This window comes from Streptomyces sp. 2A115 (assembly GCF_052245575.1).
GTDB lineage: Bacteria > Actinomycetota > Actinomycetes > Streptomycetales > Streptomycetaceae > Streptomyces.
In genome coordinates, this window is the sequence record NZ_JBQQCG010000052.1 from 1 (window position 1) to 12,446 (window position 12,446).

The following is a 12,446-nucleotide window of genomic DNA, read 5'->3' on the forward strand; positions in this document are numbered from 1 at the left end:
CGCTTCGCGCGTCCCCGCGCGAATTGCCCGCCTCCGGCGGGGGGTTATGGAATTGGCCTCCGGCCATTTCCATAACCGGCGTGCCTCCGGCACGAAAAGCGGGTGTGCCTCCGGCACGAAATACGCTGGTTTTGTTTTGTGGGTGGGGAGTTGGGGTTTTAGTTGAGGGTACGTCATATTCATTGTGGGGGTGGGTTTTGGGGAATCCCCGGATTCCCTGTAATGCGGGGGTGGTTGGGGTTCCTTGGGGGGAATCTCCGATTCCCTTAAGAGGGAGGGTATTTGATTGGTATTCCGTGTGGAAAGTAAACCACGGAATACCGGGAAGGGGCAATCGGGCCCCTCCGGGGCCCGGTTGCCCTGCGTGGGGGTGGAGGGTTGGGCCTGCCTCCGGCAGGACGGGTGTACGGGGGTGGGCAGGAACAGGAGAGCGAAGGAGAGCAGGGAACGAAGGGAGGAGGGGAACCCTCGGGGTTCCACCCCTGTCCCCTCTGTACGGGCCGAACAGGCCCCACCCCACCACCCCAGGCCCACCACCCCAGCGCGACGGCCCCGCCCGACGCGCAACCACACACCCAGGCCGCCCGATCCCCGAAGCCGCCGCCCAACCACACCCGCCCCCATTCCTCACTCATCCTTCAACCGCGCGGGGAAAAGTGGCAGCAGAGGGGATGTCAGACCCCCGACCACGCGCGGAAACCTTGGTTGACCTGCGGATACTTCGCCCCTCCCAGAGAGGCACGCGCAAGAGTTGTCGCAAGAGAAGGCGCAGGAGTAGCCGCAAGAGAAGGCGCAAGAGATGTCGCAAGGTTCGGTGTTGTGGGTCCCTTCCGAGGCCGAAGCGTGTATTATTGATTTTGTTGTCAGGCGGCAACCTGACTGAGTCTCAATCACCAACACGAGGAGCACCGTTGGACACCGGAACGGAAACCGTTGACGCGGTAAGCCGACTCACAATCCACATTGCTGGAGAGCACGAGACCAATGCTTCAATCGGTCTGACGCTCATTCCCCTACTCAAAATCCCTACGGCCATTATCGAATTCCGGCACCCTACCGCCGCGCGTGTGTGGTGGGAAGGCTGGTGTGAGGCCGCCGAAATGCTCGACCGGGTCTTTCCCGAGCAAGTCGACGCAGGCGAATTGCGTGAGCCTGAACTCATCATCAATTCGTTTGTGCTCCTGGATGACGCGCCCCGCCGCGCCAAGGTCCGGGCGCGCAGCGCGGCAGTGAGCCCCGACGGGATCGGTGCACTGTCCGTCACCGTCGGAGGTCTGACGATCGCGTGTGCGTCGCGCGCTGCAGTCGAGTGCCAGGTGCGCGGGTGGCGCGAGGCGTACGACATGTTCGCCCGGGACGGAGGGTTCGGACTCCCGTCCGTCGACGAGGTGGCCGCGCGCATTCGGGCCGACCACGCCCGCCACGGGGTCAACGAGCTGTCGACGGCCGCCGAGGAGCAGCGGGCAGGCCGGACACGGTGACGTGCCCAGGGTGGGGCGGCCGCCGGTCGCCCCACCCTCCCGGAGTCACGGCCACCAGAGAGGGGACAGCATGACCGCCACAGGACAGATCAGCATGGGGCAGCGGGTACGCGTCGAGCGCCGCCCCAGCCGGAGTCTGGCCGCCGTCGCGCGGCCGAGGACCGCTCGCCAGGCTGCACCGTGGCCCGAGGTGTGGGAAGGCACGGTGTTGCAAGTGATCTACGAGGACGACGAGTTGAGCGCCGTCGAGATCTACGGCAAGCGCGAGGCCACCGGCGAGACCAAGCGCATCACGTTCAACCTCGCCCGGAACGCGTTCTTCCGTACGCGGGTGACGCCGGTGGAGTTGCCGTAACTCGGCAGGTCCGGGGGGTGATTGAGGGTTGACGGTCACCCTCCATAAGGGAGTATTATTGATTCTACGGATGAGCGGCAACTCACCCGCCACCAACTCAACCACCCAAGGCAGGGGACATGAGCGAGTACCAAGACCACATCCGGCAGAGCCTCGACGGGACGCACCACGACCCCGCCGAGGAACTCGGCATCGACGAGATGCGATGGACCCCCGCACCCGTCAGCGAGCCCGTGACGGACGAGGCGATGAGCGACGCAGCCGAGACGGCGCACGCGTTGCTCGACCTCGCGGCGGACGCGTACCTGTCTCTCCTGAACGCCGTTCTCGGCGAAGGGACGCACCACATGGTGGCCAGCGCCACCACCCCGCACGGTGAGCTCATCGAGGGCCAGGAGCTCACTGTGATCGGTGACGCCGTGATCATCAACGAGGAAGCCTCCATGCGGGTGTGCGCCGTGATCGCGGCAGGCATGGTCGGGTGCGCCACCGGTGGACTGGTCGTGCGTACCTTCAGCCCCGACCGGTCGGAGTTTGTACGCGGCTGGAAGGTCCGGAACCTCTGGCTTCGGCCGCTCACCGCCGACGCCATCCAGGAGGCGTACAGCTTCCACCCCGAGACCGACGAGCCGTTGGCCCCAGAACCGGGAGTCGAGTTCCGGCAGGCCGAGCGAGTACCGCGCCCCGCTCAGGACCAGGCCGAGACCGGCGACCGAGAGGCCAGCCGCACCGCGCCCCGGGACAACCGCCCGCAGAACCGCCGCAACTGAGCACCACCCGCCGGGGCCGGTCGCCCGACCGGCCCCGGCGGGAACCCCTGGCTCCCCTGCCCTGCCTCCCGGTGTGAGCGGCAACTCACCCGGCACCAACCTGACCAGGAGTGACCCGACATGACTGCGACCACGCGCCTCGCCAGCAGCACGAGCGCCCCCACCCAGGCGCCGGCCCCGACCCCTGCCGAAGTGCCGGCGCCCACCGCCCCGCCCGCCGAGCAGCTCCACGCGGCGGACGCCCAAGGGGTGGCCCTGCCCCGCAACCTGGCCCGCTTCACCGCCCAGGCTGAGGAGGCCGGATGGACGGCCACCGTCCAGACGCAGCCCGGACACTGCGCGCTGCTGCTCACCGCCCGCCAGGAGGGCGGTGAAACCGTCCTGCGCTGCGTGTGGCGACTCACCGCCCGGGGGCACCGCTGGGACGGCGCCACCCTCACCCGCTACGGCCAGACGGCCGCCCAGGGCATCGCATGGCGCGCCGTCGCGGACCTGGTGACCGCAGAGGCGCCCACCGCCCGCACACAGCCGACGGATCGGGCGGACGCTCCGGCGCCCGGTCCGGCCGAGACCGCGGCGGAGACTTCGGCCCCCCGGAAGCGTGCTCGTAAGGCGCCGTCCGTGGCGGAAGTCGAGCGCGCGCGTAGGGCGGCGGAGGAGTGGCCGGAAGCGATGGAAGCGCGGTCGCTGGGCGACCGTTACGAGGGGGAGTTCCGGCGCTCCGACCTGCTGTCGGAACTGTCCGTGTGCGGTGAGCGGCTCCCGTTCCGCTTCCATTTCGAGTCGGGCGGCGGCCACACCGTGACCCTTCCGACGGGGGACGTGCGCGGTACGTGGGGTGAGGTCACGGGGGCCACTATCGGGTACGTGATCGCGGAGCGTCCGGCGGCGGTGCTGCGGGCGACGGCCGAGACGGCGCGCGTGTACGGCATCCATGCGGAGCGGGCGGAGAAGAACGCACAGACAGCCGTGTCGGTCGGCATGGCGCGCGCTGCCCTGTACACGGTCCGTGCGTTCGCTCAGCGCATCGATTGGGACGTGCTGACGGATGAGCAGTACGACAGTGCCCGGGGTGCGATCCGTGAGGCCGAGCAACGCGCAGAGGGCGCAGAGTCCGCGTACGGGCGGGGCGACGTCGACACGGCCCGTTGGGCCGCTCGTGACGCTCTCGCCGTCGTGCGCTGGTTCGGGCTTGACTCGCCGTCGGCTCAGGAGTGCGCGGAGCGTGCGCCGGAACCGCGCGCGGTTGCTGGGCGGGTGCGGCCCCAGGCGTCGGCGTTCCTGCTGCGCATCACCCGCCCGGGGTGGGAGGGACCGGCCGAGAAAACCGAGGTTCCGGCCGGTGACGCTCCGGCCGGTAGCGGCGTGGCACCGGACGTTCCGGCGGAGGAGATCGAGAGGGGCACCGTGGCGAAGGCCGCTCCGGAGTCGGCGACTTCCCGAGGTCTCGACGCGGACACTTCAAATGAGGTGGGGGAGACTGCGGCGGCTGTGGCGGTTATGCCGATCGACTGGGCGAAGCCTGTCGGCCGCGGTGACTGCGCGGCAGCAAATACGTGTGGCGGGTTCGAGGTGCTGCTGTGGGACGTGCCCGGCTGTGCTCCGCGCTGCGCCGAGTGCGCCGCAGGGATCATGGGGCACTCTCCGGCGGCGCTGCGCGCGCTCACCCTGCCCGGGGACGTCGTGGAGGCGGAGGAGGAGGCCGAGGCGGCGGACATCATCATCCGGCACACCCACGAAGACGGCACCACCGTTGAGGGCTCCTTCAAGGGTGACGGGGTGTGGGAAGCGTTGCGCCCGCTGGGCTGGACCTACCGGCGTACCCCGGGGATCTTCATCCGTGGCAGCCGCTACAAGGACGCCGACCGGTGGAAGATCAACCGGGCTGCGGACGCGGTGCGCGCACTCGGCCTGTCGTGCGCTGTGGTGATCGAAGAGGGCATGTCGTTTGCGGAGCGGGAGGCCGTCCGCGTGGATGCGGCCGAGGAGCGGTCGGAGCGGTTCGCGGACCGGGCCGGACGTGCGGCGGCGGCGTCGCAGTCGGCGCGGGATGCATCGGACCGGATCGGCGAACGGTTCTGGATGGGTCAGCCGATCCTGGTAGACCACCATTCGAAGGGGCGCGCCCGCAGGGACCAAGAGCGCATGCACAACGCGATGCGCAAAAGCATCACCGAGGGCGAGCGGGCCGGTTACTGGGCATCCCGCGCTCAGGCAGCGGAGGCCTACGAGCGGTACCGGAAGAACCCGGGGCGCACGCTGCGCCGTATCGAGAAGCTGGAGGCGGAGCGGCGCGGCGTTCTGCGGGAGCGGGACGGCGTTGACGACCGGGGCCGTAAGGCTGATGTGTGGCGACGCGAGCCGTCCGAGGCGCGCCGGGAGGAGCTGACGCGCCGTCTGGCCGAGTACGACGAAGAACTGACGTACTGGGCGGAGACGATCAAGGAGGCGGAGCGGCGCGGCTTCAAGGTGTGGGGTCGGAACGACTTCGTGAAGGGCGATTTCGTGCAGTGGCGGGGGTCCTGGTACGAGGTGACCCGGATCAACGCCAAGACGGTGACCGTGCCGCACATCCACGCCGCGTTTGATGGCGGCACCGTCGGCGCCGTCGGCGGCTGCCGCGTGGTCACCCGCGCGGCAACGGCGGAGACCTGGCACAAGGGCAGCACGTACACGCTCCCCTACAACGAGGTGAGCGGGCGCATGTCGGCCGAGCAGATGCGGGCCGCCCTGGCAGGTGAGCCGATCCCCGCCGACCCGCGCGACGTCACCCCGGAGCCCACCCCGGAGGAGACCGAGGCGGAGCGGGCGGCCGACGCGCGGGAGCTGGCCGAGCGCCAGGACCAGGCCGCCCCGGCCCCGGTCGCGCCGGCGGTGACGGTGAGCGCTCCGGCTCCGGCCGGTGTGTCCGACCCTGGGACCGAGGAGGCGTGGGACGGCGACGGCGGCGCGGTGCCGGGCGTCACCGCCCCTCGGCCGGGGGCGGAACTCCGGGAGCTTGACGCGAACAATCCAAAGCGGGAGGTCACTCCCGGTGGGGAAGGGGGATTTCCCCAGGAACTTGACGCGGGCGCCTCAGACGCGGGAGAGACGGCGGAAGCGTCCGCCGTCGTGCTGGCGGGAATGCCGAGGAACGCGGGCGTGATCTTCCATGAGGCGGCCGACGCGGGTTGGGACGTGCGCGCGGAGCGTCGTTGGACCGGTCGCACGTGGGCGGGTGTCGTCGTGATCACGGGGCTTGTGATGGTGCGCGCGGGTGTGGAGGAGCGAGAGCACGTGTGCGCGTGGTCAGAAGACAAAGGCTCTTACCTGGGGTCCGTCTCCACTGCCGGTTTCAAGGCCGTACGGGAGGCCGTCAAGGGGACATGTCCGGTGAACCGTGAGCACGAGAGCACGGGGCGGACAGTGTGGGGCCGTGACGCTGCGGAATGGGTGCGGCAGATGGACGGCGCCGTGTCGAAGGTGACGGCCGCCCTTACGGACGCGCGGGACGCGTTCAACGCCCTGGATGGCAGCACGGACACAGGCGCGCGGGCTGTCGCCCTGGCGTCCGCTGCCTACTCGGAAGCGCGCGACGCTGAGCGATCGGCGGTCGACGCCGTCAAGGCCGCTCGCGCGTGGCTGGCGGAGACGAACGGCGCGGACGCTCGCGGGTGCGCGTCGTGGCGCCGGGTGGTCGTGCTGGCCGGGCAGCACGTCAAGGAAGCCGCCGAGCGTATCGCGGATGCGACGGTCCGCGCGGAGCGGGAAGCGCTCGCGGCGCCGATCATCGCTGAGGCTCAGGAGCGGCTTTGCGCGCAAGAGGCGGCGTGGCGTGCCCGCCTGGCCGAGTCCGGCCGTGAGCCGACGGCGCGCGGGTACGCCGGGCTTGTGGTCATGTTCGAAGATGCCGCCCGCGACTGGTGTGCGTGGTTCGACGGCTACACCGACCACAAGGGGCAGGCGCACGCGGGCAACGGCGACGCGGAGTTGTCGTTCGTGGCGCAGTACGACGCATGGTCGGCCAGCCGGAACAGTGAGCGTCGGGTGTCGTTCCCGTCGCGGTTCACGACGGCGGCGCTCATGGCCGGTGACCGTACCGACACGGCGGCCGTGGCGTTCACGCTCGCCGTGGTCGACCGCATCGAGGGGCGCGGCGGTGAGCGTCTGCGTAAGGCGGCGGCGGCCGTGCGGAAGAACCCCCAGGGGTTCGGCACGGCCAACGACCGTAAGGCGCTTGCGGACTGGTCGAAGTACCCGCACATCAGCTACGGGGAGCCGACACGGCTTGCCGAGCACGCCCCCGCCGAGTGGACGGCACTTCAGACGGCGCAGGCCGCATACGACGGCGTGAGGGACTTTGAGGCCGCCCTGTACTGGGATGCCCGGTACGCCGGGGAGCGTGCCGACTCGCGCCGTGAGGCGGACGAGACGGGGCGTCAGGGCGCCGAGTCGGCGCGCGCGGAGCGTGAAGCGTCCGGCGACTGTCGAGCGGCTGACGGATGCGCACGCACGGGCGACGGGGCTGCGCATCTGGCTGACACCACGAGGCAAAGAGTGTAATATTGATTTTGCGGGTGAGCGGCAACTCATCCGCCACCAACCCAACTCGCGCCAGAAGGACAGGGCATGGACTACATCGACACCAAGCACGTGGCCGCCGAACTCAAGCGCCGCTTGCAGAACGCGTTCCCCGGCGTCAAGTTCAACGTGCGCAAGGGCACCGGTACCGCCTCCGCGTGGATCTCCGTCTACTGGACCGACGGCCCCTCCACAGCCGACGTCGAAGAGCTCACCCGCCCCATGCAGGGCGCGCAGTTCAACGGTCAGGAAGACCGCTACGAGTCCACCGACAACACGGTCACCGTCACCGTCAACGGCCGGAAGGTCACCGGCAAACCGCTGGTCGACGGCATCAACACCGACCGGGAGATCTCCGCCGACGCGCTGAAGGCCGCCGCCGCGCTGTGGTCCGAAGCCAACGATGGCGCGGACCCCGCCTCGGCCGGGTGGACAGGCGCCCTTGACATCGAAGGCCACACCATCCGGGACAACTGGGGGCGCACACAGGCACGGCAGATCGCCATCGATGTCGTCCTGCCCCGGCGCTGGGCCGCCGCCAAGGAGCAGGCCGCCGCCCAGGCCGCCCGTCCGGCGAGCACCCACGAGGAGGGCGAGTAGGCCGCGGAGGGACTCGCCCTCACGCACACGGACGAGGACGGGACAACGGTCACCGGTACGCGTCCGCGCGACGGCGCCGCCACCGTGCTGAAGCGTCACGGCTTCAAGTGGCACCGCAAGAACCAGTACTGGTACGCCCCCGGCAGCCGCAACAAGCAGGCCGACACCGCGTTCATGACCACCGTCGCCGCCGACCTGCGCGCCGCCAACCTGACCGTCACGGCGCACCCCGAGCCCGCCCCCACCGCCTGACCATCCCCCCTCGGCCGGGCGCCGTAGGCGCCCGGCCTGCCTCCCGGAGTCCTCATGCGCACCCACGCTGCCTTCCAGCTCATCGGCGACCGCTCCCACCAGTGCGACGCCACCGCCACCTACACCCACAACGCCGCCCGCGCCTACGTCCTGTGCGACGGCATCGGTTCCAGCGACCAGGTACGTGCCTGGACCCTCACCGCCGCCCGCCGTCTCGCCCGGGCCGCCGCCCACCACGCCGACGCCGAGGCCGGCCTACGGGCCGTCTACAGCGACTACGCCGCCGAGCCGGACCGCCAGGACGAGTACGCCGGCTACGACCTGCCCGCCGCGTGCGCCGTCGTAGCCGTCACCGCCCCCGGCAAGCCGCTCACCGTCTCATGGTGCGGAGACGCCCGCGCCTACGTCCTCACCCCACGCGGCACCCTCCAGCGCCTCACCGCCGATCACAACCTCCGCCGCGTCATCCAGGGCAACCGCAACCGCGTCACATCCTGCCTGGGTGCGACGGAGACCGACGAGCAGCGGAAGGCCCAGTACGGCCACCCCGCGATCGAGTCCACCACCCGCGGCCCGGAGAACTGCCGTCTCCTGCTCGCCAGCGACGGCGCGTACGAGCCCCTGGAGGACTCGGCCCGCAACCTCGCCAACTACCTCACCGGCACCCCGAACGAGGCGGCACGCGACTTCACCACATCCGCGATCGCCCACGCCGGGACCTACGCCGACAACGCAACCGTCCTGGTCGCTGACCTCACCGCCCGCACCAGGTAGCGCGCAGCCCGCACGAGCACCCACCGCCGGTCCGGGCGGCACCCCGGACCGGCGCACCGCCCCACCCAGAAAGGCGGCATGTCATGGCCGGAAAGCTCAGCAAGGAGCAGGCCCAGAAGCACAACCGAGCGTGCGAACTGGTCGCGTCCGACCGGGACTTGACGGAGGAGGAACGGGAATTCGTTCTCGATCACTACCACGAGTCCGCGAACACGGGCCGCGCCCTGGACGGCGCGTTCTTCACCCCGGCCGAGCTCGCCGGCCAACTCCACCTCGTGATCCCCGGCAACCGCATCATCGACCTGTGCGCGGGCATCGGCCGCCTGGCCTGGCACGCCCGCGACGTGGTAACCCGGCACTTTGAGCGTCTGCCGCCGCGCGAGATCGTGTGCGTGGAGCAAAACCCGGAGTACGTACGGGTCGGACGGCGCATCCTGCCGGAGGCCACATGGATCTGTGCTGACGTGCTGGACGTTCCGGGCATGAATCTTGGCCCCTTCGACTGCGCGATCAGCAACCCTCCGTTCGGGCGGATCAAGCGCAGCGGCAACGCCCCCGGGTACCGGGGCCCGCTGTTCGAGTTCCACGTGATCGCGGTCGCCGAGACGCTCGCCCGCCGGGGCGCGTTCATCATCCCGAGAGACTCCGCCCCGTTCCGCATCGAGGGCGGATTCGTTGACCAGGACTCCCCCGCCTACGAGCGCTTCCACCGCGAGAGCGGAATCAAGCTCCGCCCCACCTGCGGGATCCCCACCGACCTTTACCGCGACCAGTGGCGCGACGCCTCACCGGCCGTCGAAATCGTGCTCCACAACCGCGACGAGGACGAGTTGGAAGCCCAGGCCGAGCAGGCCGAGCGCGCGGAGCGGGAAGCCTTGGCCAGCCGCCCACGCGAGCCGGAGGCTCCGCGTACCGGCACAGCGCCCACGGTCGCGCAGGAGGCGGGGTTCGGCGACGGCGGCGGGGACACCTTGTTCTGAAGTCGGTTGATCACCCTGATGGGTGTATCATTGATTTTTAGGAATGAGCGGCAACTCACTCCGTCGCCAACTCTCACCAGGAGGACACACGATGACCACGATCCGCCGGAACTGGACGAATCGCGTTGCAGAGATCCGCGCAGCCGCCCGTTCCTGCCGCGCCTACGACTCCGCGACCGGCAACATGGTGCCGGTCGACCCGGCGCGCGCATTCGAGGCGTGGCAGAGCAAGCCGCGCGCCCGGCTCACCGAGGACGCCCCCGGGCAGAAGTGGACAGTCCACGTCCACTCCAACGAGTTCTACACCCTCACCGCCGAGGCCCCCGGCACGGCCGAGACGGACGCTGCGCCGACCCCCGAGCCCCCCGCAGACCACCCCGGGACCCCCAGCCCGGCAGCCCGACCGGCCACGGCACAGGACCACGACGCGGCCCGCGCCCTCACCGCCCGCAGGCGGACAGCCGCCACCCCGGACCCCGCCAGCCTGCCCGGCCACGTGCCCGCCATGGCGGTCGAACTCACGGGCAAGACCGTCCGCGTGAAACTCGACCAGGGCTACAGCCACGAGCAGATCCGCGACGAGTTCGAGCACGAGCGCGCCGAGGCCGAGTCCGCCGGGGACGCCGGGAGGGCAAGGGGCCTGGGAACGATGCTCACGGTGCACGCCTCGATGACGGCCGAGGAGACCGCCGCCCACCGGCCCCGCGCGCCGGGCACTGCCCGCCCCTCCGCCCAGCGGCCCCACCCCCGGCGGCAGCTCCCCGGATGAGCCGCAGGAGCACCGTGCCGCCTCCCCTCGAACCGGCCGCGCGAGGAGTGACAGCGTGCTGTCCCGTATTGACGCCGTCCTGCATGACGGGGCCGTCACCGACGACGCCGACGTCAGCGGCGATGCCATGCGGTCGGTGCCTCTGGCCGACCCGGACGAAATCATCCACGCCTACACCCGCGCCCAGGCCCAGGCGGACGGCGTCCTGACAGCCGCCGACGCCGAGTTGGCCCGCGAGGCCGGGTCCCGGTCGCCCTCACCAGTGCGGTGTGGGAGGGCTGCGTGGCCTGGAACGACGGCGACAGCGAGCGGCAGGTGCCGCAGGACGAGCGCGGCCGCCTGTGGGACCTGCTGACCATGGCCCGCGCGGCGATCCGGCGCGGCGGCGGGGACGGCGACCGGGTCACCGTCGACCTCCGGCGGGTACCGCGTGACGGCCGCGCCCGGATGGCCCGCCCGGTCCAGCTCGTGTGCGCGATCGGGCCCGGTGACCACGGTGAGCCCGTGGTCACGATCATGGAGCCCCACGAGGACTGACCCGCCACCCGAGGGGCGGACCACCGCCCCTCGGGTCCTGGCCGACCACACCGCCGCAGTTCCCCGGATGAGCGGCAACTCATCCGGCACCAACCCGTCGGAAGAGGCGAACCGTCATGCCGTCCATCACGTACCAACTCGCCGCAGAGGCCGCGCCGTTGATGCCCGGTGGCGGCTGGACCGTCCGCGCGTACACCGTCTCCAGCGAGGAGTGCGCCGCCCTGGAACACCCCGACGGGCGGCGCATCGAGATCTCCCCCGCACGGCGTGCGGGATACGTCCGGGCGCGGGTCGCGTACCCGGACACGTCGTACTACCTGACGCAACGGCACAGTCCCAGGACCGAGATGCGCGCCGATCGGGGCGGCAGGGCGCTGGAACAGGCCGTCCGCACCAAGCTGCTGCCGGTCTACAACGCGACCTACCCGAAGGTGCTCGCGGCCAACGAGGAGTCCCGCCAGCACGCAGATGGCCGGGCCGCCCTTGCGGGTCACCTCGTGGCCCTGGTCCCCGGAGCCGAGGTCATCCGGTCCGAACCGTCACCGACCGTCGAGTACCGCAAGCGCGGGACGATCGAGCGGGTGACCGCGCAGGTTCTCGGCGACGGCCTCAACATCGTCACCTTCCGCTACGTCGACGACGAGGCGACAGCGGCCGTCATGAAGGCCTACGGAGACGTGGTCCGCCGCGCCGCACCGGACAACCGTTTCGACAACGCCCGCGAGGACGCACGATGAGCACGCCGACCGCCCGCCACCGCTGCCCCTACCGGCCGGGCGCACCGTCCTGGTACGTCCACGCGACCCGCCGTGCACTTCCCCCGAGCCGCTTCCCCGCCTTCAGGCGCCAGCGGCTCACCGGAGAGCAAGTGGCCGTGTCCGTCGGCCACTCCGGCGAGGACGGCACCGCCCACGTGACGCTGCTCATCGGGCGCCACCTCGGGAAGCCGCCGCGCCCCGGCGCGGCCCGTGACGCCTGGCTGGAGGTGCGCGCCGACCTCACCGCGCGCCTCCAGGAGGGCGGGTTCGTGGCCGTGCCGGCCAAGGCCGGGGTACGGGCCACGCCGCCCCGGCCTGCGCCGGTCGCCGTCCACCTGGAGCACGGCGACGTGTTCCGTGACGGGCTCGACGCCTTGGGCCGCTACCGCATCTGGTGCCCCGAACATGCCCATCTGGCCGGCCGCCTGCAGAACTCTCACGGCATGGGACCGCAGGTGTTCACCTACGCCTACGCGACGGAGAAGGCCCGGAACCCCATCTGGCCGCAGGGCTTTCGCACCCTGCACGGCGCCGCTGAAGCGTGGGCCGCTCACATGGGCCTACCGCCCGTGACGGTGACCGAGATCTGACCGCCCGGCGCATCCGCGCC

General features: G+C 70.8%; 11 protein-coding genes and 1 pseudogene. All 12 read left to right on the top strand.

Annotation, left to right across the window (positions count from 1 at the left end; translation table 11 throughout):
- Positions 1-911 precede the first annotated feature (911 nt).
- The 12 genes and pseudogenes from ACTWQR_RS34985 to ACTWQR_RS35040 all read left to right on the top strand — a co-directional run bounded on the left by ACTWQR_RS34985 (position 912) and on the right by ACTWQR_RS35040 (position 12,426).
- Positions 912-1,481, top strand: a complete 570-nt coding sequence (locus ACTWQR_RS34985; protein ID WP_443231243.1) for a hypothetical protein — start codon at positions 912-914, stop codon at positions 1,479-1,481.
- Between the two features lie 70 nt (positions 1,482-1,551).
- On the top strand, positions 1,552-1,836 hold the full coding sequence (locus ACTWQR_RS34990) for a hypothetical protein (RefSeq protein ID WP_443231244.1): 285 nt from the start codon (positions 1,552-1,554) through the stop codon (positions 1,834-1,836).
- A 119-nt stretch (positions 1,837-1,955) separates the two neighbouring features.
- Positions 1,956-2,606, top strand: coding sequence for a hypothetical protein (locus tag ACTWQR_RS34995; RefSeq protein ID WP_443231245.1), 651 nt, complete (start codon positions 1,956-1,958; stop codon positions 2,604-2,606).
- A 120-nt stretch (positions 2,607-2,726) separates the two neighbouring features.
- Entirely contained in the window at positions 2,727-7,148 is a 4,422-nt protein-coding gene (locus ACTWQR_RS35000) for a DUF3560 domain-containing protein (RefSeq protein WP_443231246.1), read from the top strand.
- Between the two features lie 66 nt (positions 7,149-7,214).
- Complete coding sequence (locus tag ACTWQR_RS35005) at positions 7,215-7,766, top strand: LPD29 domain-containing protein (RefSeq protein WP_443231247.1); 552 nt, start codon at positions 7,215-7,217, stop codon at positions 7,764-7,766.
- Between the two features lie 84 nt (positions 7,767-7,850).
- On the top strand, positions 7,851-8,018 hold the full coding sequence (locus ACTWQR_RS35010) for a hypothetical protein (protein ID WP_443231248.1): 168 nt from the start codon (positions 7,851-7,853) through the stop codon (positions 8,016-8,018).
- Positions 8,019-8,072: 54 nt separating this feature from the next.
- The gene (locus ACTWQR_RS35015; RefSeq protein WP_443231249.1) at positions 8,073-8,792 is read left to right on the top strand and encodes a PP2C family protein-serine/threonine phosphatase; all 720 of its coding nucleotides are present in this window, start codon (positions 8,073-8,075) and stop codon (positions 8,790-8,792) included.
- 83 nt (positions 8,793-8,875) lie between these two features.
- On the top strand, positions 8,876-9,772 hold the full coding sequence (locus ACTWQR_RS35020; protein WP_443231250.1) for a methyltransferase: 897 nt from the start codon (positions 8,876-8,878) through the stop codon (positions 9,770-9,772).
- A 91-nt stretch (positions 9,773-9,863) separates the two neighbouring features.
- Positions 9,864-10,541, top strand: coding sequence for a hypothetical protein (locus tag ACTWQR_RS35025; protein WP_443231251.1), 678 nt, complete (start codon positions 9,864-9,866; stop codon positions 10,539-10,541).
- Positions 10,542-10,793: 252 nt separating this feature from the next.
- Positions 10,794-11,078 (top strand): annotated as a pseudogene (locus ACTWQR_RS35030) (DUF6573 family protein); the annotation flags it as partial.
- Between the two features lie 116 nt (positions 11,079-11,194).
- On the top strand, positions 11,195-11,815 hold the full coding sequence (locus ACTWQR_RS35035; RefSeq protein ID WP_443231252.1) for a hypothetical protein: 621 nt from the start codon (positions 11,195-11,197) through the stop codon (positions 11,813-11,815).
- Positions 11,812-12,426: a hypothetical protein gene (locus ACTWQR_RS35040; protein WP_443231253.1), complete on the top strand. Its 615-nt coding sequence runs from the start codon at positions 11,812-11,814 to the stop codon at positions 12,424-12,426. Before ACTWQR_RS35035 ends, ACTWQR_RS35040 begins: the two co-directional genes overlap by 4 nt.
- Positions 12,427-12,446: the final 20 nt, after the last annotated feature.